The 20,203-nt window shown below is 63.6% G+C and carries 19 protein-coding genes; 5 read left to right on the plus strand and 14 right to left on the minus strand.

Annotated features, from left to right (window positions below):
- Nucleotides 1-27 precede the first annotated feature (27 nt).
- On the minus strand, nt 28-1,113 hold the full coding sequence (gene ychF / locus AB0N65_RS07390; protein ID WP_364159685.1) for a redox-regulated ATPase YchF: 1,086 nt from the start codon (nt 1,111-1,113) through the stop codon (nt 28-30).
- A gap of 111 nt (nt 1,114-1,224) precedes the next feature.
- On the opposite strand from ychF, the gene AB0N65_RS07395 reads away from it, so the two are divergent.
- The gene (locus tag AB0N65_RS07395; RefSeq protein WP_364159686.1) at nt 1,225-2,499 is read left to right on the plus strand and encodes a DNA recombination protein RmuC; all 1,275 of its coding nucleotides are present in this window, start codon (nt 1,225-1,227) and stop codon (nt 2,497-2,499) included.
- 109 nt (nt 2,500-2,608) lie between these two features.
- On the opposite strand, the gene AB0N65_RS07400 is transcribed toward AB0N65_RS07395, so the two are convergent.
- Together AB0N65_RS07400 and AB0N65_RS07405 are read right to left on the minus strand one after the other, a co-directional pair.
- Nucleotides 2,609-3,694 carry a 4-hydroxy-3-methylbut-2-enyl diphosphate reductase gene (locus tag AB0N65_RS07400; RefSeq protein WP_364159688.1) on the minus strand — a complete coding sequence of 362 codons (1,086 nt, stop codon included), beginning with the start codon at nt 3,692-3,694 and terminating at the stop codon, nt 2,609-2,611.
- Nucleotides 3,695-3,724: 30 nt separating this feature from the next.
- Nucleotides 3,725-4,576, minus strand: a complete 852-nt coding sequence (locus tag AB0N65_RS07405) for a hypothetical protein (protein WP_364159690.1) — start codon at nt 4,574-4,576, stop codon at nt 3,725-3,727.
- A gap of 188 nt (nt 4,577-4,764) precedes the next feature.
- On the opposite strand from AB0N65_RS07405, the gene xseA reads away from it, so the two are divergent.
- Nucleotides 4,765-6,042 (plus strand): exodeoxyribonuclease VII large subunit, encoded by a 1,278-nt coding sequence (gene xseA / locus AB0N65_RS07410; RefSeq protein ID WP_364159692.1) that lies wholly within the window; start codon nt 4,765-4,767, stop codon nt 6,040-6,042.
- Between the two features lie 53 nt (nt 6,043-6,095).
- Entirely contained in the window at nt 6,096-6,353 is a 258-nt protein-coding gene (locus AB0N65_RS07415) for an exodeoxyribonuclease VII small subunit (RefSeq protein ID WP_364159694.1), read from the plus strand.
- A gap of 36 nt (nt 6,354-6,389) precedes the next feature.
- On the opposite strand, the gene AB0N65_RS07420 is transcribed toward AB0N65_RS07415, so the two are convergent.
- From AB0N65_RS07420 to AB0N65_RS07460, 9 genes are all read right to left on the minus strand, one after another.
- Nucleotides 6,390-7,244 carry a polyphosphate kinase 2 family protein gene (locus AB0N65_RS07420; protein WP_364159696.1) on the minus strand — a complete coding sequence of 285 codons (855 nt, stop codon included), beginning with the start codon at nt 7,242-7,244 and terminating at the stop codon, nt 6,390-6,392.
- 52 nt (nt 7,245-7,296) lie between these two features.
- Complete coding sequence (locus AB0N65_RS07425) at nt 7,297-8,517, minus strand: pyridoxal phosphate-dependent aminotransferase (protein ID WP_364159698.1); 1,221 nt, start codon at nt 8,515-8,517, stop codon at nt 7,297-7,299.
- A gap of 120 nt (nt 8,518-8,637) precedes the next feature.
- Nucleotides 8,638-9,594 (minus strand): ABC transporter substrate-binding protein, encoded by a 957-nt coding sequence (locus AB0N65_RS07430; RefSeq protein ID WP_364159700.1) that lies wholly within the window; start codon nt 9,592-9,594, stop codon nt 8,638-8,640.
- Nucleotides 9,591-10,337: an ABC transporter permease gene (locus AB0N65_RS07435; RefSeq protein ID WP_364159702.1), complete on the minus strand. Its 747-nt coding sequence runs from the start codon at nt 10,335-10,337 to the stop codon at nt 9,591-9,593. Before AB0N65_RS07435 ends, AB0N65_RS07430 begins: the two co-directional genes overlap by 4 nt.
- Nucleotides 10,334-11,092, minus strand: coding sequence for an ABC transporter permease (locus AB0N65_RS07440; RefSeq protein WP_364159704.1), 759 nt, complete (start codon nt 11,090-11,092; stop codon nt 10,334-10,336). Before AB0N65_RS07440 ends, AB0N65_RS07435 begins: the two co-directional genes overlap by 4 nt.
- On the minus strand, nt 11,092-12,186 hold the full coding sequence (locus AB0N65_RS07445) for an ATP-binding cassette domain-containing protein (RefSeq protein WP_364159706.1): 1,095 nt from the start codon (nt 12,184-12,186) through the stop codon (nt 11,092-11,094). Before AB0N65_RS07445 ends, AB0N65_RS07440 begins: the two co-directional genes overlap by 1 nt.
- Before the next feature lie 158 nt (nt 12,187-12,344).
- Nucleotides 12,345-13,511: a ribosome small subunit-dependent GTPase A gene (rsgA, locus tag AB0N65_RS07450; RefSeq protein ID WP_364159708.1), complete on the minus strand. Its 1,167-nt coding sequence runs from the start codon at nt 13,509-13,511 to the stop codon at nt 12,345-12,347.
- A 203-nt stretch (nt 13,512-13,714) separates the two neighbouring features.
- Nucleotides 13,715-14,188: an NUDIX hydrolase gene (locus tag AB0N65_RS07455; protein WP_364159710.1), complete on the minus strand. Its 474-nt coding sequence runs from the start codon at nt 14,186-14,188 to the stop codon at nt 13,715-13,717.
- Nucleotides 14,189-14,225: 37 nt separating this feature from the next.
- Nucleotides 14,226-16,022 carry a beta-galactosidase family protein gene (locus AB0N65_RS07460; protein WP_364159712.1) on the minus strand — a complete coding sequence of 599 codons (1,797 nt, stop codon included), beginning with the start codon at nt 16,020-16,022 and terminating at the stop codon, nt 14,226-14,228.
- A 50-nt stretch (nt 16,023-16,072) separates the two neighbouring features.
- Between AB0N65_RS07460 and AB0N65_RS07465 the strand changes: the two genes are divergently transcribed.
- Nucleotides 16,073-17,116 (plus strand): pirin family protein, encoded by a 1,044-nt coding sequence (locus AB0N65_RS07465; protein WP_364159714.1) that lies wholly within the window; start codon nt 16,073-16,075, stop codon nt 17,114-17,116.
- Here AB0N65_RS07465 and AB0N65_RS07470 read toward each other — a convergent pair.
- Nucleotides 17,113-18,045 (minus strand): BadF/BadG/BcrA/BcrD ATPase family protein, encoded by a 933-nt coding sequence (locus tag AB0N65_RS07470; protein WP_364159716.1) that lies wholly within the window; start codon nt 18,043-18,045, stop codon nt 17,113-17,115. The genes AB0N65_RS07465 and AB0N65_RS07470 overlap by 4 nt on opposite strands.
- 39 nt (nt 18,046-18,084) lie before the next feature.
- Here AB0N65_RS07470 and AB0N65_RS07475 point away from each other — a divergent pair, with 39 nt between their 5' ends.
- Nucleotides 18,085-19,122 (plus strand): nitronate monooxygenase, encoded by a 1,038-nt coding sequence (locus AB0N65_RS07475; RefSeq protein ID WP_364159718.1) that lies wholly within the window; start codon nt 18,085-18,087, stop codon nt 19,120-19,122.
- On the opposite strand, the gene AB0N65_RS07480 is transcribed toward AB0N65_RS07475, so the two are convergent.
- Complete coding sequence (locus AB0N65_RS07480; protein WP_364159720.1) at nt 19,097-20,071, minus strand: LysR substrate-binding domain-containing protein; 975 nt, start codon at nt 20,069-20,071, stop codon at nt 19,097-19,099. The genes AB0N65_RS07475 and AB0N65_RS07480 overlap by 26 nt on opposite strands.
- Nucleotides 20,072-20,203 lie beyond the last annotated feature (132 nt).

The following is a 20,203-nucleotide window of genomic DNA, read 5'->3' on the forward strand; positions in this document are numbered from 1 at the left end:
CCAGCGTCCGTCCAAAGCGGGTGGCGTCTAGACGTTAAACCGGAACTCCACCACGTCGCCGTCGGCCATGACGTATTCCTTGCCTTCGATGCGGACCTTGCCACGCGACTTGGCCTCGGACATGGAGCCGGCCTCGACGAGGTCGTCGAAGGAGACAACCTCGGCTTTGATGAAGCCACGCTGGAAGTCGGAGTGGATCACGCCCGCCGCCTGCGGTGCGGTGTCACCCTGGCGGATGGTCCATGCACGGGTTTCCTTGGGGCCGGCAGTCAGATACGTTTGGAGCCCGAGCGTGTGGAATCCGACGCGCGCCAGCTGGTCCAGGCCGGATTCGCTCTGCCCGTTCATTTCCAACATCTCACGTGCTTCTTCCTCGTCCAGCTCAACGAGGTCGGCTTCAAGCTTGGCGTCGAGGAAGACAGCATCCGCAGGGGCAACCAGGGCCCGCAACTCTTCCTGCTTCGCAGGATCGCCGAGGATGCCTTCATCGGCGTTGAAGACGTAGATGAAGGGTTTGGCGGTCAGGAGTCCAAGTTCCTTGAGGTACCCCATCTCGAGTTTGTCGCTCTTGATCGAGGAGAAGATCGTATCGCCACGCTCCAGTACAGCCTGAGCCGCCTTGATGGCGGCCAACTCGGCAGCTTCGCGCTTCTTGATCTTGACTTCTTTTTCGATGCGCGGAATTGCGTTCTCGATGGTTTGAAGGTCGGCCAGAATCAGCTCGGTGTTGATGGTCTCCATGTCGGAGCGCGGGTCAACCTTGCCGTCTACGTGGATGACATCGGGGTCGTCAAAGACGCGGACCACCTGTGCGATGGCCTCGGCCTCGCGGATGTTGGCGAGGAACTTGTTGCCCAAACCCTCACCCTCGGAAGCACCCTTCACGATCCCGGCGATGTCCACGAAGGACACGGGTGCCGGCAACAATCGCTGCGAACCAAAGATCTCCGCCAGCTTCGCCAGGCGGGGGTCGGGCAGGTTAACCACACCGACGTTGGGTTCAATCGTTGCGAAGGGATAGTTCGCAGCGAGCACCTGGTTCCGGGTCAATGCGTTGAAAAGGGTTGATTTGCCGACGTTGGGCAGTCCGACGATGCCAATAGTAAGAGCCACGAGCATTGATTCTACCTGTTGCAGCAGTACCCACGCTTGTTCATGCTCCCGTCGGACGGCTCGAGCCGGACCCGCGCTAAAACTGTCGTAGCCCTGTGACAGGGTTACCCCATGGATGGATTTGGATTGATTCTGGCCTTGCTCATGTTGCTGATCGGCGCCGCTATCGGGCTCGGTTCGGCGTACGTAGTGTTCAGGCGCAGGAGTGCTGGCTTGGAAGAAGACTTCGACGCCGTTTCGTCTCGCCTTTCGGAGGTGACTGCCCAGCTTGCAGCCGCCGACGCCGAGCGGCGGCTTTTGTTTTCACAGAACCGGGAACTGAGTGAGTCCAGAAACTCGGACGGCAGCGTACTGCGGGCGCTGGCGCCCGTAGCCGAAAAGCTCACGGCGGTACAACAGCAGGTTTCGCTCCTGGAACGAGACCGTGTGGAGCAATACGGTCAGCTTGCCCAGCAGCTCCAGGACGCGCGACAGTCGGACGAACAGCTGTTGAGATCGACTCATGCCTTGGCGTCAGCGCTTCGATCCAACAGCGCCCGCGGTCAGTGGGGAGAGGTGCAGCTGCGTAGGGTTGTCGAGGCAGCCGGAATGCTCCGCCACGTGGACTTCCAAGAGCAGGTCCATGCGGGCGGAGGTGAGAACAACCTGCGCCCGGACTTGGTGGTGCAGCTGCCCGGTGGCAAGCAACTCGTCGTGGATGCCAAGGTGCCCCTGGCCTCCTACCTGGCCGCACAGGAACAGGTCCATGGCAATGGAGTGCTGGGCGAGTCATTTGCCCAAACCATCAACCAGGATTCCAAGACCCTCCTGGCGCAGCATGCCAAAGCCCTCAAGGCTCATATCGACGCCTTGGCCGCCAAGAAGTACTGGGACATTCCGGGCCACTCCCCCGAACTCGTCATCTGCTTTCTGCCGGCTGAATCCATCCTTGCATCGGCCCTCGAAGCGGACGCGGGCCTACTGGAGCATGCTCTGTCCAAAAACGTCGTGCTGGCATCGCCCGGCACGCTGTTGGCGGTCCTCAAATCCGTGGCCTTCACGTGGCGGCAGGATGTCCTCACGGACAGCGCTCATGAACTCTTCGAACTGGCCAAACAGCTCTACGAACGGATGGGCACTTTGGGCGAAAACGTTGGAAAGCTCGGGAGTTCCCTCAAGACCTCCGTTGACCGGTACAACGCGATGGTCGGCACGCTCGAAGCCCGGGTGCTGCCGACTGCACGCAAGCTCAACACCATGGACGATGCCGGGCTGCTTGCGCCCCCATCAGTGGAAACAGTCCCCCGTGCACTCGCAGCGCCAGAGCTTCTCGCCGTGGAGGGCCGCACCGAGCGGGAGCCACACGTGGACCGTAAGGACCACGAAGACCGAGAGTCCGCGGCCTGAAAGCAGCCCGGGTTTTGACCAAGTCAGCCTAAAAGGAAGCCGACCCGACTTGGGTTGTCATCACGAACGTGGTGAGAGCCCAGCCGGGTCGGCTTCCAGTAAGAGTCTTCTACGACGTAGGCCGATTCCCGCGGCCGCCCAACGCACGGCTGACGTCGCCTGCCTTCTTGAGCGTTGCCCGGAGTTCCTTGGGCAGCGAGAAGAGGAGGTCTTCCTCGGCAGTGACGACCTCCTGCACTTCGCCGTAGCCGTAGTCCGCCAGGAGGCGCAGTACGTCCTGGACAAGGACTTCAGGAACGGAGGCACCGGATGTGACACCCACTGTGGCGACACCTTCGAACCAGGCCTCATCAACCTCGTTGGCAAAGTCCACCCGGTATGACTTGCGGGCACCGTATTCCAGGGCAACTTCCACGAGGCGCACCGAGTTTGAGGAATTGGCAGAGCCCACAACGATCACCAGATCGGCCTGCGGGGCGATCTTCTTGATGGCCACCTGCCTGTTAGTGGTGGCGTAGCAGATATCGTCGCTGGGCGGATCCTGGAGAGTCGGAAAACGGTCCTTGAGCAGGCGAACGGTTTCCATGGTCTCGTCAACACTAAGGGTGGTCTGGGAAAGCCAGATGGTCTTGTCCGGGTTGCGGACAGTGACTTTGTCCACCTCGTGAGGACCGTTGATGATCTGGATGTGGTCCGGTGCTTCGCCTGCCGTCCCTTCGACTTCCTCGTGGCCGTCATGGCCAATGAGCAGGATGTCGTAGTCTTCCTTGGCGAAGCGGACGGCTTCCCGGTGGACTTTGGTGACCAACGGACATGTGGCGTCGATGGTCCGGAGGCCCCTGTCTTCCGCGGACTGAACCACAGCCGGGGAGACACCGTGGGCCGAGAAGATCACCAGCGCACCTTCCGGGACCTCGTCGGTCTCGTCAACGAAAATGGCGCCTTGCTCTTCCAGGGAGCTGACGACGTGGACATTGTGAACAATCTGTTTACGGACGTACACGGGCGGTCCATAGTGTTCCAACGCTTTCTCCACGGCGATGACGGCCCTGTCCACGCCGGCGCAATAGCCACGCGGAGCCGCCAGCAGAACCTTCTTGGGGCCCGCAACCGGAGCCGCCGCCTGGACCTCTTCCGGCGACCGCCGTCTGCGGGGCACCGTAGGCATCGGAATGGAAACTGCTGTGCTGGTCATCCCTCCATGCTACCGGCCCGGCCTCCGGCCTCAGGCAGAAGGTGACCGTCGTCTCGCTCCCAGGATCCAGGCTGCGACGCCCAGCACCACCAGCCCGCCGGAGGCAACGGCACTGAAAGTGATCCATTCGCCGAAGCCGGCCTTCGCCGCAGCAAAGAACTCCTGTTTGAAGAGATCTGCCACACCGTCGCCACGTGAGAAACTGCCCACCATGCCACCTGCCAGATCCGCCCCGGCTGTCCACACTGCAGCAAGCGCCAGACCGCCCAGCCCGAGGAATACGAGAACCACGGAACGGCGCTGCGCTGCGACAAGCGCCAGCAACGCCGACACCACGGCTCCCAATGCGGCTACCCACCACAGAGGTGCGAAGGCGGTGACCCGCTCCACCAGCTGCCGCTGCGAAGGTTCGCCCAGTGTCACGAGGCTCTCCGCAGGAACCTCGATCCTGATTCCGCTCGATGACGCAAAATGGTCCCGGATGAGCCGGACAAGAGGCCCGATATCCAGGAGCAAAGCGGTGGGAGTGACAGCTTCCTCTGGCTGGTTGGCGTCCGCGAAGTTGAGGCGGTGGCTGTTGCGCGCCGTTTCCTCCCAAGCCTGCGGATAGTCGCTCCATGACTGCATTCCGGAGGCGGCTTCACCCAAGGCGTCCGCAGCCAGGGATTTGAGTGGCTCCGGCAGATCCACGGAAGATTGGAAGTTTGCCGCGGCCGCGGTGGCAAGGCGGCGCTGGAAATCAGGATCGTTTCCCAGGGAGCCGGCAATACGGACAAACCCGTCCTCCTTGACCACGTTCATGTCCACCCACGCGGCTGGAACCGCGATGGCCGTGAGCAACACCGCGAGGACCACGGCCACCGCGGAAACGAAAGAACGCAAAGGACATCCTTGGGGTTGTCGGGGCTGTGCCACCATCCTAGGTCTGTCCACAGGATAGGAAAAATGTCGGGACCCAGTGCTAAAGCTATGGATAGAGTTGGAAGGCCGGCCGGAGACAGACCGACCTGGGACAGAGGCCCGCACAACTAGCGAGGACGTACACATGCAGGTAACAGCACGGATTGTTCATGGCAGCTGACGCAATGCCGGAGTCCACGCTGCCGGCCACGGCTGCCGAGACCAGCCCGGACAATCCCTGGCCCCTGCAACTGCTTTCAAGAAAGCTGAAGGCGCATATCGAGCGTGCCCCCGCCGCGTGGATCGAGGGTCAGGTCATCGAAATGAACCGCCGTGGAGGCAATGCCTTCCTGACTCTACGTGACGTCGATGCCGAGATCTCCCTCCCGGCTTCCGTGTGGTCCACAGTCCTTGACCGCCAGAAAACTCCCCTGGAGCGGGGCTCCCGCGTCGTCGCCTTGGTCAAGGCGGATTTCTGGGTCAAGACCGGCCGTCTCAACATGTCGGTCAAGGACATCCGTCCCGTGGGCCTGGGCGATCTGCTGGTGAGGATCGAACGTCTCCGCCACGCCCTCGCAGCGGAGGGCCTGTTCGCCGACTCCCGGAAACGGAAACTGCCACTGCTCCCGCATCGCATTGGCCTCATCACCGGCCGCGACTCCGATGCCAAGAAGGACGTCCTTCGCAATGCCGCCCTTCGCTGGCCCGCCGTCGAATTCGATGTACGCGAGGTCGCTGTCCAAGGCAACACAGCCGTCGCGCAGATCATTGCCGCCCTCCGCAGACTCGACGCCGATCCGCATGTGGACGTCATTGTCCTCGCCAGGGGCGGCGGAGCACTGGAGGATTTGCTCCCCTTCAGCAACGAGGACTTGATCCGTGCGGTGGCAGCGGCGACTACTCCGGTGGTCAGCGCCATCGGCCACGAGGCCGATCGGCCTATTTTGGACGACGTCGCGGACCTTCGCGCGTCGACCCCCACCGACGCGGCCAAGCGCATCGTTCCCGACGTCGCAGAGGAACTGGCCATGGTCCGCCAGGCAAGGGACCATCTCCGCAGGAGCATTGGACGAATGGTAGACCGGGAGACAGACAGGCTTCATGCTTTGAGGTCCCGCCCTGTCCTGGCAACTCCTGATTCGATGGTTGCTGCCCGTTCGGAAGACATCACCCGCCTGCAGCGGAGGGCGCATGCCGCGGTCAGCACCGCCATCGTAAGGGCCTTGGACCAAGTGCACCACTTGCGCGCCCAGGTCCGGGCGCTGTCACCGCAAAAAACCCTGGACCGCGGATATGCCGTGGTCCAGATCGTCGGTGACGACCATCAAGGGCACACGGTAGTCAGCAGCCCAGAGCAAACCCCGGACGGCACCGCGCTGGCCATTCGCGTGGCGGAGGGCCGTTTCAGGGCAACGTCCACCGGCCAAGGACAGCTGGCGGAGCGCTAACAGATCCGCTGGACACCAAGACGCCCGTAACCCCCGAACGCTAAGGAAAACCAATGACCGAAAGCAACGCCGCTCCCCAGACGCCGGAAACCCTGGACGCGCTCAGCTATGAGGAAGCCCGGGAACAACTAGTCGCCGTGGTTGGCCGCTTGGAGGCCGGTGGTGCCAGCCTCGAAGAATCGCTGGCGCTCTGGGAACGCGGTGAGGCCTTGGCCAAGCGGTGCGAGGAATGGCTGGAAGGCGCCCGCAAGCGCCTCGCGAACGCCCGTGACACATCGAACGACGGCGGAGCTGCCGCCGGCTCCCAGTAGGGGTGCAAAGGAACCCGCGGTCCAGGACCTGGCAGTTCAAGACTCCTGAACAAGTGCGCGCTCAGCGGCGACATCGAAGTCTGCTTTGGGCCACTCCAGCGACATCCGTTCCAAGGCATCCAGCAACAGCTGCTGCACGGCAATGCGCGCGTACCATTTCTTGTTCGCCGGTACTACGTGCCACGGGGCGATATCCGTGGACGTCTTCTGGAAGGCTGTGTTGTACGCCTTCATGTAGTCGTCCCAGTGGGCACGCTCGGCAAGGTCTCGCTGGCTGTACTTCCAGTGCTTGGCAGGATCATCCAGTCGGGCGATCAGCCGCTTCTTCTGCTCATCCTTACTGATGTTGAGCATGACCTTGACGACGGTGGTGCCTTGGGAAGCCAATCGGGCTTCAAAGTCGTTGATTGCCGTGTAACGGCGCTCCAGTTCCTCCTGGTCCGCCCATCCGTGCACGCGGTGAATCAGCACGTCCTCGTAGTGGGAACGGTCGAAGACGCCCACCATGCCCGCAGCGGGGACTTCCTTCTCGATCCGCCACAGGAAATCGTGTGCCTTTTCTTCATCCGTGGGCGCCTTGAAGGCGTGCAGGCGCACTCCTTGGGGATCCATGGCCCCCACCACGTGGCTGACAATCCCACCCTTGCCGGCGGTGTCCATCGCCTGCAGAATCAGCAGCAACCGCTTCTCGCTGCCGAACCTGCCGGAGGCGAAGAGCATCTCCTGCAGCTCCGCGAGCCTGTCGTCCTGTGCCGACAGCAATGCCTGGCCGTCGGCTTTGACACTTGTGTAGCCGGGGGTGGACTCGGGGTCCACGCTTTCCAGCGTGTATCCCTGCTTGATCCTCAAGACCTCGGATGGACTCTTGGCGAACTCAACGGCGATAGCCATGGACTTCCTTTCTGCCGGGACCCGCCCACATGGCAAGGCCATGGATCACAGGCTAGTTGCCGGGGTACCTCGACAGGAAGTCCGCCATGCGGCCGATTGCTTCCTCAATATCCTTGACGTTGGGCAGCGTCACCATGCGGAAGTGGTCCGGACGTACCCAGTTGAAAGCCCGCCCGTGGGAGACCAGGATCTTTTGTTCCTTCAGCAGGTCCAGGACGAATTTCTCGTCATCCCGGATGTGGTAGACCTCGGGATCCAGCTTGGGGAACAGGTAAAGTGCGCCCCTGGCCTGCTGGGTGCTCACGCCGGGAATGGCGTTCAACAAGTCGTAAGCCTTGTTGCGCTGCTCCAAGAGCCTGCCGCCCGGAAGGATGAGGTCGTTGATGCTCTGGTAGCCGCCGAGCGCGGTTTGGATGGCGTGCTGGGCCGGGACGTTGGCACACAAACGCATGTTGGCCAGCAGGTTGATGCCTTCGAGATAGTCGGCAGCGTCCTTCTTGGGACCGGAAATGGCCATCCAGCCCGCCCGGTAGCCACAGACACGGTAGGCCTTGGAGAGCCCGCTGAACGTGAGGCAGAGAACGTCGTCTCCCGTAAGTCCGGCGAGGTTCACATGAATTGCGTCTTCGTAGAGGATCTTTTCGTAGATCTCGTCGGCGAACAGCACCAGCCCGTGCTTCTCGGCCAACGCCACAATCTTTTTCAGTGTCTCTTCGGGGTATACCGCACCGGTGGGGTTGTTCGGGTTGATGACCACGATGCCCTTGGTACGAGCAGTGATCTTTGATTCCATGTCCTCAAGATCGGGCTGCCATCCGGTGTCCTCGTCGCACAGGTAGTGCACCGGCCGGCCGCCTGCCAAAGCCACGGATGCCGTCCACAGCGGGTAGTCCGGGGTGGGAATCAGGACTTCGTCACCGTCTTCCAGCAGAGCCATCAAGGACATGGTGATCAGCTCGCTGACCCCGTTGCCGAGGTAGATGTCGTCCACGTGGATGTTCTGGATGCCGCGCGTCTGGTAGTACTGCGAAACTGCGGTGCGCGCCGAGAAAATGCCCCGCGAATCGCTGTACCCCTGGGCATTGGGCAGGTGCCGGATCATGTCCACCAAGATGGCGTCAGGCGCTTCAAAGCCAAAGGGCGCCGGGTTCCCGATGTTCAGTTTGAGGATTCGGTGACCCTCCGCCTCCATCTGTTGGGCGGCCTGAAGAATCGGTCCACGGATGTCGTAAAGGACATTATGAAGCTTAGTGGACTGCTTGAAATTCGCCATTCATCAAATATGCCATAGAGGTGATGGACTTCCGCTGAGACTTAACTCACAGAGACGACGACGGCGGTGACAGGCCCGCACGGGTCCGTCACCGCCGTCGTACGCGGTTTGCGTCAAGCGCTACTTGACGATGCCCTTTTCCTTCAGCCACGCGGCCGCGGCGTCCTTGGGGCTCTGCTTCTGGTCGCCGCTGACGGCGCGGTTGAGGTTGATGAGGTCATTCGTGGTCAGGATCTTGGACACGTTGTTGAGGGCGTCCTTGGCCTGGTCCGTCATCTTCGACTCGTTGTACAGCGGAAGGACCTGCTGGGCCTTGAAGTTGTTTTTGGGGTCTTCAAGCACCACGAGGTCGTTGTCCGCGATGGAGGGGGTGGTGGTGTAGATATCTGCCACTTGGACCTTGTCCTCCAACAGGGCCTGGAGCGTCAGGTTTCCACCGCCGTCGTTGAACGGCTGCAGGCCCTTGAGTTCGCAGTTGTAGTTCTTCTTCAGCCCGGGGAAGCCGTAGGCCCGGGTCTCGAACGTGGCGGGAGCTGCCATGGTCAGCTCCTTGCAGACCTTGGCCAGGTCCTCGATGGACTTGAGCTGATACTTCTCAGCGGTGGCTTTGGTGACCACCATGGCGTCTTTGGACTCGGCCTTCGCCGGCTCGAGGACAGCCAGCCCGTCCGGCAGCTTGCCCGGAAGTGCCTTGTAGACGTCCTCGGCCGAGACCTCCGTGGCTTCGGTGTCCACGTAGGAAAGCAGATTCCCGGAGTAGTCCGGAACAAGGTCCACCGAGCCGTCCTGTACGGCTTTGAAGTAGATTTCGCGGGAACCGATGTTCGGTTTGGTGGTGGCTGTGACGCCGGCCGCGGTGAGGGCTCCGGCGTAGATTTCGGCGATGACCTGGCTCTCCGGGAAGTCAGCTGACCCCACCACGAGCGAGCCGCCGGCGGCGGAACCGGTACCGGCAGAGGTGGATGGCGTCGCAAGGGGGCTGCCACCGCAGGCGCTCAAGGCCAGGGCGACACCGAGGCCTGCCGCCAGGCCACCGAGTCCACGGCGGGTGAGAGTCATGGGGACGGGGTTTTTCATGCTGTACCTCCTTGAACGGCAGCCCCTGGGGGAGCTGTGGCTGTGAGATCGTCGGCCGCCGTGTGGCGTCCGCTTGAGTCGAGGGTGAGGCCGGGTGAAAGGACGAGGCGTTGGATGCCGGCAAGCATAAGGTCCACGGCGATGGCAAGGGCTGCAATGAGCAGCGAACCACCGAGCATCCGGGGGAAGTCCTGCAGGACCAGGCCATCAAAAAGGTAGCGGCCCAAGCCGCCCAGTGGCAGGTAAGCAACCACCGAGACCGTGGCGATCACCTGAAGCACCGCGGTACGGATGCCGCCGAACATCACCTGGAGGCCGTTGGGCAGCTCTACGCGGAAAAGAATCTGGAGTTCCGTCATGCCCATGGCCCGGGCGCCATCCACCACGGTGGGGTCAACGCTGGAGATGCCTGCGTAGGTTCCTGCCAGCAGCGGCGGCACGGTCAGGATCACCAAGGCCCACACAGGCGGCATCAGACCGCTCCCTGCCAAAAGGGCGAAGAGAACCAGCAAGCCAAGGGTGGGCAGAGCACGCAAGGCACCCGCGAGTGCAACGGCAACTACGCGACCCCGGCCTGTATGGCCGATGTAGAGCCCCACGGGAACAGCAATGGCTGCGGCAATGACCAGTACCAGAGCGCTGTACTGCAAGTGCTCGAAAAGGCGGGTGGGTATGCCACCGCTCCCTGACCAGCGCGCGGGGTCGGTCAGCCAGGCGATGGTGTCCGTAAAAACGTTGCTCATGCCGACACCCCCGGATCCGGACGGGCAGCACTTGGTGGGACGGCGGAAGCCTGTGGATGCCCAGGGCCGGACTTCGGTTCAGTGAGCAGGGCCGTGCCGTCCCTGCGGTCGCTCCCGCTGCCTGCCGCCCGGGTCCACGGCGTCAAAAGCCGTTCCAGGACAACCAACACCGCGTCCATGACCAAGGCCAGAATCAAGATGGCGACGATCCCCACAACAACCTCGGTGACGAATGTCCGCTGCAAGCCGTCCGTGAACAGGATGCCGAGGTTTCCTACGCCCAGGAGGGCCGCAACGCTGACCAACGAGATGTTGCTGACGGAAACCACGCGAAGTCCGGCAAAGAGCACCGGGAGGGACAAGGGCAGATCCACTTGGAAGAAGCGTGCCAGGGGTTTGAACCCCATCGCGACGGCGGCGCTGCGGAGATCGTCGTCAACGGAGTCAAAGGCATCCATGGCGGCCCGGACCAGCAGGGCGACGGCATAGATCGTCAGTGCCACCACCACGTTGAGGGGATCGAGGATGCGGGTGCCAAGGATCGTCGGCAGGATGATGAACAAGGCCAGGGAGGGAATGGTGTAAAGCAAAGATGTGGCTGTGGCGACCACGGACCGCAACGTACTGTTCCTCCGGGCAAGCTGAGCCAGGGGTATCGAGATCAGCAGGCCAAGAAGCATGGGGATAACGGCCAGCACCAAGTGCTGGCCGGCCAATCCGAACACCATGCCGCTGTTATCGAGGAACCACTCCATCAGGTGGCATCCTCCCTGTGATGCCGCACTTCCTCGATGAGGGCAAGGACCTCCGGCGCTTTCAGCACTCCAGCAACCCTGCCGTCGTCGTCCACGGCTACGCCCAGTCCCGAGGGTGACGACAACGCTGCATCCAGGGCGCGGCGCAGCGTATCGCCCTTGCGGAAGAGCGAACCGCCAGGGATCAGGCCGGCCCCATCCCGGGGAGACGACCATCCCAGCGGCCGCATGTCGTCATCAACCACCAAGGCCCATTCGCCGGTGTGGTGGCCCGCCTGATGACCATCGGACAGGCCCACCATGGGCACCGGGTGCAGTTCAACGGAGTCCGCGACATCGAAGGCGAGGTGCCGGAAGCCGCGGTCGCGGCCCACGAAAGCAGCGACGAAATCGTTGGCCGGCGCCCGCAGGATCTCCTCCGGCGCGGCGTACTGGGCAAGTTTGCCGCCGACGGCGAAGACGGCCACCTTATCCCCCAGGACCGTGGCTTCATCGATGTCATGGGTGACAAAGACGATGGTCTTGGCAAGCTCACGCTGGAGTCGGAGGAGTTCCTGCTGGAGTTCGTCGCGCACCACGGGATCCACTGCACTGAACGGCTCGTCCATCAGCAGCACGGGCGGATCGGCGGCCAGGGCCCGCGCCACGCCTACGCGCTGTTGCTGGCCGCCCGACAATTGCGACGGGTACCGTTTGCCGAGACCGGCAGCCAACCCTACGACGTCGAGGAGTTCCGCTGCGCGTTTGCGTGCATCGGCCTTCGAAACGCCGTTGAGCCGCGGGACGGTGGCGATGTTGTCCAGCACGGAGCGGTGCGGCAGCAGGCCTGAAGACTGCATGACATAGCCCATGGAGCGGCGAAGCTGCGGCGCCGGGACATGTGACACGTCTTCACCTGCAACGGTAATGGTCCCTGCACTTGGCTCCACCATGCGGTTGATCATGCGCAGGGACGTCGTCTTGCCGCAGCCTGAAGGACCAACGAAGACCGTGATGGCACCCTTGTCGATGGACATGCTGAGGTTGTCCACCGCCGGCTGTCCGCCCTGGTACCGCTTGGTCACGCTCTGGAACTCAATCATGGCTTCGGCCATACCGGGCTTACCTATCTGTGGTCGGCGACATCGGTGGATAGAGCCAAACGATCATAAGCACGCTTATTTACAGGCTCCAAAGCCGATCTTCACCCAGCGTAGCCAGCGGCACCGACGATGTCAGCGACGGCGCGGATTCCGTAATGAATCGGCAATGTTCAACGTTTACGCCGTTTGCCGCTCCGCTCAGCTGCCTGGTCATGCCGGTAGCGTTCCACAGCGCGTTGCCCCCTGTCGGCGGACATGACCTTCTGGTGCCATTCGCGTTGGTAGGCCCGGCGCGCTGCGGCATCATGCTTACGGCTCAGGGCGGCGAGTTCCCGCTGCAGTTTGAGGTAGCTCTGCCAACGGCGCTGATCCAAGGTCCCGTCCACGAGCGCGTCCTGCACCGCGCAGCCGGGCTCGGATTGATGGGAACAATCGCCGAACCGGCACAGGGCAAACAATTCATCGAGATCACCGAACATCTCGTCCACACCATCCTCGGCGTCGAAGAGCCCGAAGCCGCGCACCCCCGGGGTGTCCATGAGCACAGCCCCGTCTGCCAGCGGTACCAGCTCCCGTGAGGTGGTGGTGTGGCGGCCTTTGCCGTCGCCGGTACGGACGGCGCCCGTCTGTTGGAGGTCCCGGCCCGCGAGCGCGTTGATGAGCGTGGACTTTCCGGCACCCGAGGGTCCGAGCAGGACGAGGGTGGCCCCTGCGGGGATGTGCTGCCTGAGCTCATCCAGGCCATCGCCCTGTTCCGCAGACGTCGTAATGACGTCCACCCCGGCCGCTTGGAGAATCACCTCACTGACGACGTCGTCGGCAACATCGGCGAGGTCCGCTTTGGTGATGACCACCAGTGGCGTGGCCCCGGAATCCCAGGCGGCCACGAGCGTCCTCTCCAGGCGGTTGTGGGTAAGGGGACGGTCCATGGGGACCACAACTGCTACGACGTCGATGTTGCTGCCCAGGATCTGCTCCTCGGAGGAGGATTCGAACGCCCGTTTCCGGCTGAGTGCCGAATGCCTGGGAAGGACCTCGACGACGGCCGGCTCGCCCGCGCGGTTGTGGCCCAGCCACACCCAGTCTCCCGTCGCCGGCACCAGACCGTGGTCCGGATAGGGAAGGTGCACCAGGCCGCTGTTCGACGCGACCAGGACACGGTTCCTGTCGAGGCGGACCACGCGGCCGGGGCTGCTGCCATGCTGGCCATGCGGCGCCGGGTTCGCCAGGAACAAGTCCGCTGTTGTTGCGGTGAAGCCGTACTCCGATGGCCCGTTGAGGGTGCTTGCGGAGGTGGAAGTAAGTGAAGAGTTGCCTGAAGCGGCGGAAGTATTCAAGGGGTAGCCTCTGCTGAGGCCCGGCCGCCTAGCTGTGGCAGGCGGATGCCGGGACGGGGATGGTGATGAGCTGACGGTGCGCCGCAACTGCGTGCAGGGCGCGCGAAATCCTGACAATCATCAAATCCACCTCCTTGGCATCCGGGCCGGCAACGAAATGAGCCGGCAACGGTTTACAGCGTAGCCAAACGCTGTGGCCTTGGCTAGGGCGTTGGGGCGTGTTCCTCCGTGAGTTTCCCGTCCGCGGGACGTTCGTGGTGCAGCCGTAGCGCGACATCCACCAGGGAGACCCGGTTGAGCTTTTCAATGTCGTCCAAGGAGATCCATGCCGCGTGGGTGGTGCTGCCATCCACCTCGTGCGTCAGTTCCCCGCCAACGATGGTGGCTTCGTACACCAATCGGAGGGCCTGGAAGTCCCGGACCGTGCCGTCCGCGCGCTCCTCGTTGGGCCAGTGGCCGACGTCGATGCCCAACATGCGCTCGATGCGGGCCACGTAACCGGTTTCCTCGAACACTTCGCGTCGACACCCGTCCACCGGGTGCTCTGCCAAATCCAGTCCGCCGCCCGGCAGGGTCCACCCTTCCTTGCCGTCCTGCTTCCAATAGGCGAGCAGTATCCGGCCTTCCTCGATGATGACGGCGTAGGCAGCGGGGCGCGTATCGAATTGGAGGCTCATGGTGCCAGCTTAGTTCGCTGCTTGGCGCGCACAGCCACTACTGAAGATCAGCTGCAGCTATATGGCCGGCCTCCGCCGGACCAAGGTCCGGCTGTTGGCGAAGCTCGACGACGGTCCCCGCCTTGCCAAGTTCCAGCACCTTGATGCTGTTGCGGCCGGCGTTTACCAGGGGCGCCGGAGCGTACAAGGTCACTTGCGGACCCCTGTCCCAGTACCGTCCCAGGAGGAAGCCGTTGAGCCAGACGAATCCCTTGCCCGAATCGGGGAGGGCAATGTACGTATCCGCTGGTGCGGCTGCATCGAATTCCGCGCCGGCCAAGCCGTCGAGGTCATCCGGGGTCCATTCGGCCAGGGCGACGGGTGTTTGCGTCCAGTGGAAGGTGTAGCGCTGGTTGATGAGGACGCCGCCCAGTATTCCCTTGCCATGTCCGGTCAGCGGCCCATAGTTGATGCGACCCAGGTTCTCCACCAGGATCTCCACCCTGGCGGGCACGCCTGTTCCGGTGACGGCCAGCCCCTCCGCCGCGTTCACGTCGTCCAGCACTCCACGGTAGTCGCCATCGACCCACACATAGGCGCGGTCATTAAGTCCGGCGATTTTGAGGCGGCTTTCGGCAGGTGCATCAGCGCGTCCCGGCAGGATGGCCTCGGATGCATAGAGGACCATACCGCCGTCGAGCCCCAACTGCTCGAAGGTGAGCGGCTTCACGCTGGCGACCGGTTTGCCTGCTTCCCGCACGAGGTCCAGGAGTTCGCGCCCTGGCGTGAGCTTGAGGGACGCCGCCGGGAGAACCGGTGGCTCAGCCAGCAACCCGGCAGGGAGCTCGGGTAGTTCATCGATGCCCTGGGCACGGAAGAACTCCCGGCGCAGCGCATGGAATTTGGGCGTGAGGGCACCATTCTCGGCAATGGGCGCATCGGAGTCATAGCTCGTCACTGTTGGCTGGAGCACGGCGCCGTCGTGGTTGCTTCCTGATCCGAGGCCAAAGTTCGTCCCGCCGTGCGCCATGTACACGCAGAGGGACCCGCCCAAATCCAGCATCTTGCGTGCCTCTGCGGCGGCATCCTCTGCATCGCGGCGGTGGTGATGCTCGCCCCAGTGGTCAAACCAGCCACCCCAGAATTCCACGTTGAAGAATGGCTCGCCCGGGCGGCGCCTCTGCCACGTGGCAATGGCTTCGTCGCCACGGCTGCCAAGTGTTGCGGTGGCCCACGTGCCTTCGACGGAGCCGCCGTCAAGGAAGTAGTCGGTTCCGCCGTCGGCAGTGAAGAGCAATTCCGTGATTCCACGCTCCTCCAAGACCCGGCGGTTCCAGCGGATGTAGTCGTGGTCGTCCCCGTAGCTGCCGTATTCGTTCTCGATCTGGACGGCTACGACGGGGCCACCGGTGGATGCCTGCCGGGCAGCGACGATGGGAAGCAACTGATCGAACCATTGCTCGATGGCGGAGGTGAATAACGGGTCCATGCAGCGCAAACCGATGCCGGGGATTCCCGTGAGCCACGACGGAAAGCCTCCGTTATCCCACTCTGCGCAAACATAGGGGCCGGGCCGGACAATGACGTCCAGCCCCTCTTCGGCGGCGAGATCGATGAAGCGGCCAAGATCCCGCCATCCTGTGAAGTCCGGCGCCTCATCACGCTTAGGCTGGTGGAAGTTCCACGCGACGTAGGTGTCCACAGTGTTGGCCCCCATGGCCTTGAGCCGACGCAGCCGGTCCTGCCACAACTCCGGGTGGACACGGAAGTAGTGGATGGCTCCGGCGAGGATGCGGTACGGTTCACCCGAACGGTAGAGGACGGCGTCGTGGTAGCTCAAGAGGGCGTTGTTCACACGGAACAGATTAGCTCAATTTCCAACATTTATGCACAGGTGACGAACACATGACCAATCTGGATACAGCTCCTGCCGAACAGGTCTGTCCTGCCGCCCCCGAAGGACAGGGACCGTGCGTCCAATTATGGCCGGAGCGGGAAGTGCCGCTGGGCGGCGTCCGTGCGATGAATGTGTTCCGCACCTTGCCTCAGCGCGGCTTGCCGACGGTTGGTGCCTGGTGCTTCCTGGACAGCTTTGGTCCGGACCGTGTGGCCATGAGCGTCCTCCCCCACCCGCACTGCGGCCTCCAGACCGTGACCTGGCCGCTGGAAGGAGCCGTCCGGCACCGGGACAGCGTGGGCAGCGACGTCATTGTCAGGCCTGGCGAACTGAACATCATGACCGCGGGCAACGGTATCTCGCATTCTGAATTTTCGGTCATCCCCGCTGCCTCTGCCACCGCGGGCACGGATGGGTCCCGTACGGCGGAGCCGGAAATTCCCCTCTCCCGCGGACTCCAACTGTGGGTAGCCCTCCCCGACGAACACCGGCATCGGGAGCCGTCCTTCGAACAGCATCGGGAACTGCCGGTGGCCGTTGGCGAAGGCTACACAGCAACCGTCATGGTGGGTGAGTTTGCGGGTAGGCGCTCCCCGGCAACGATGTTCAGCCCGATCGTCGGAGCAGACATCACCGGTTCCGGTGCGCTGCAGCTCCCCTTGCGGCCGGACTTCGAACACGCGGTGCTGGTTCTGGACGGCCATCTGGTCATCGACGGTGAAGACATCGAGCCCGGACCTCTCGCCTACCTTGGTGCCGGGAGGCCAACCCTGTCTGTCGAGGCGCAACCCGACACACGTTTCATGCTCCTGGGCGGCGAACCCTTCGGGGAGGACCTCCTGATGTGGTGGAACTTCGTGGGCCGTACGCATGAGGAAGTCGAACAGGCACGTGAGGAGTGGGAGGCGGAAGGCCTGCTCGACGACGACGCTGCCGCCAACTCACGCTTCGGCTACGTCCACGGCCACGGGCCGGACGCGGGACCGGAAGCCGGGCGCATTCCGGCTCCGCCGCTGCCCGGCGTCAAACTGCGTCCGCGGACGCGGGGCTAAGCCCGCTGCTCGGCCACAAGGCGGGGCACTCCAAACACGGGGTCCTGCGCCAGGATCCGGACGTCGACGATCCCGGCTTCGGCCAGACTCGCCTTGAACGCCTCCTGCAATCTGCGGACATTCATGCCGAGTCCGCTGCCAAGAATCACGGGGCCCTCGAGTCCGAGTTGGCGAACGGCCTGTTCAGCCAAGTCGGCCAGGTCCTTGCCGGCCTGGTCCACCAGCCGTGCACTTGTCTCGTCGCCCGCGTCCGCAGCCTCCACCACGAGCCGCGCCTGCTGCGCCCAAAAGCGCCGTCCGGTTTCCGGTGAATGAAACAGGGCAATCAGTTTGCCGGGCTCATCGATGCTGCACGCTGCAAGCAGCGACCGGCTCAGCGTGTCCGGTTCAAGGCCTTGGTTCATCCGCCGGAGGCTGTGGCGCACTGCTTCGCGTCCCAGCCAGTAGCCGCTTCCCTCGTCACCCAGCAGATATCCCCAGCCGCCGGCCCGGGCTTCTTCACCGGCAGCATTCCTTCCCCAAGCGGCTGAGCCCGTTCCCGCGATCACCGCCACGCCCGTGCTGGCCCCTCCCGCGGCCAAAAGCAGCCGGGAATCGTGGACTACGGTAATGCGTGCTCCAGGCGCGTGCGGAGCAATGAGGTCGGCGAGCGCCTGCGCATCCTCGTCCGTGTCGATTCCGCCCGCACCCGCATAGACCTCGTCAATGTCTCCTCCGCCAATCTTGCCGAAGAGTTCGGCGAGATTCGCCACCGCTTGGGCGCGGCTGACGTTTTGGACGTTGGAGCTGCCGGAGCTCTCGTCGCGCACGGCCACACCGTCCTCGAACCGGACGCCGCGCGTTTTGGTTCCGCCGATGTCGAGCCCGATCACGGTGCCGCCAAGATCCTGGGTCGCCGGGGAATGCTGGGCAGAGTCACGATTGTTCACCGTGAAAGACTAGCTTGGAGCGTCCGGAGGAGAAACCGCATGTCCCTGTTTGATACCCCGTTTATTGCAGCCCCCATGGCAGGCGGCACGTCGACTCCCGCCCTCGTTCAGGCCGTCCAGGCCGGTGGTGGCCTTGGTTTTCTCGCTGCCGGTTACAAGAGTCCCGAGTCCATGACAGCCGAAATCGTTGCTGCACGGGCAGCCGGCATCCGCTTCGGCATGAACGTCTTTGTCCCGGACCCCGTCCAGCTGTCCCCCGGCCCCGATGCGCGGGCAAGGCTGGAGTCGTACCGGACAGAGCTGGAATCGGAGGCCGCACGATACGGTGCCTCCGTGCCTGCCGTTCGCTTCGATGACGACGACGCATGGCGGGACAAGATCGATGCCCTGCTGGCCGATCCCGTGGAGTTCGTGAGCTTCGCCTTTGGCTTGCCGGGAAAGTCCGTAGTTCAGGCCCTCCAGAAGGCTGGTACTGCGGTGATCTCCAGCGTGACCAGTGTTGCCGAAGCCTTGGCGGCGGCGGAAGAAGGGCCGGACGCCATCGCAGTCCAGCACACCTCGGCAGGCGGACACACGGCAGCTTTCCTGCCCGCCGGCACCGGTGCAACGGGTGCCCAAGCAGCCGGCACGACGGCGGGACTGGTCGCCCAAGTGCGTGGCGCCGTCGACCTTCCACTGATCGCGGCGGGGGCAATCATGGACAGTTCGACCCTGAAGGAGGTCCTGGTTGCCGGAGCGGCGGCCGGGCAGGTGGGCACCGCGTTGGTGCGGACAGAGGAAAGCGGCGCGAGGCAAGCGCACAAGGATGCCTTGGGCGATCCTCGTTTCACGGAGACGGCCATGACGAGGGCCTTTACGGGCCGCTCGGCACGGTCCTTGGTGAACGAGTTCGTCCGCGACCACCGGGACGCACCGGAAGGGTACCCGGCAATTCACCACCTGACCGCACCCATTCGCGCTGCAGCCTCCGCGGCAGGGGATCCCGAGCGGCTTAATTTGTGGGCCGGAACCGGGTGGAAGGCTGCGCGGAACGGATCTGCCGAGAACGTTGTCAGGGATTTCCTGAGCGGGCTCTGACAAGCTCGGCCAGCAGCTCTTCGCCTTCCCTAGCCACGAGCTCCCGGAACAGCCGCACGGCGTCGGGCTCGTAGGTGCGTTCACGCCAGGCGATGCCAATCTGGCGGAACGCAAGGTCAGACTCAATGGGTACTTCCACCAGCCCCAACTCCGCCTCCGGAAGGAACTGGCCGGTGCCGGAACCGGGCCCGGCGGGTGGCAGGATGCTGTACCCGAGGCCCGCGGATACCAGACCGCGCACGGTGGTTGATTCCTGAACCTCGAAGGCGGTCCGTGGGCGAAAACCGGCCTCCCGCAGGAGAGCTTCACCCAAAGCCCGCAGCCCGACGCCCTCGGGCAAGGTTACGTACGGATCATTGCGGAGTTCGGACAGGTGAACGCTGGCACGGCCGGCGAGTGGGTGACGGTAGTGCAGGACGACGCGCAGGGGCTCCCTGTACAGGGGCAGCGATCGGATCCCCTTGCCTTCCGGCGCGATCGGCGCGGTCAGCGCGAAATCGGCGTCGCCCTTGGCAAGCTCCGCCAGGCAATCGTCCCGCGGCCCTTGGCGGAGCTCGAAAACGGTATGTGGGTGGCGTGCGCGGAAGGCACTGATCAGAAGGGGAAGGGTGGCTTCGCCGAACGTGTGCTGGAAGGAAACTCCGATACGGCCCCGTACCACGTCCGACTCGTGCCTGACCCTGTCCAACCCCGCCTGAAAGTCCTCCAAGGCGGCTTCGATGTAGGGCAGGAGTGTCCTGGCGGCAGGCGTCAAGCGGATCCCCCGGCCGTCGCGGACCAGGAGGTCCATGCCCACAATGGCGCTTGCCCGCGCTACTGCCCTGCTCACTGTCGACTGCGGGACCCCAAGAATTTCTGCCGTCCCGGTCATGTGCTCGGTGCGTCCCAGCTCTGCCAGCACCGGCAACAGCGGCAGGAGTTGCACCAGCTGGTGGTGGTCGGGTTCCATCTGTTCTCCTTCGGGTGAGTGCCGGTTGAAGTAGGCAGGAGTGATGCATCAGTGCATGAATTACCAGCAAATCATGCATTGGAACGGGTAGTCACGTCCTGCCTACTCTGGGTTGGTGAGTAATGCACAAGC

It is taken from the genome of Paenarthrobacter sp. NPDC089322 (assembly GCF_040684895.1).
Lineage (GTDB): Bacteria > Actinomycetota > Actinomycetes > Actinomycetales > Micrococcaceae > Arthrobacter.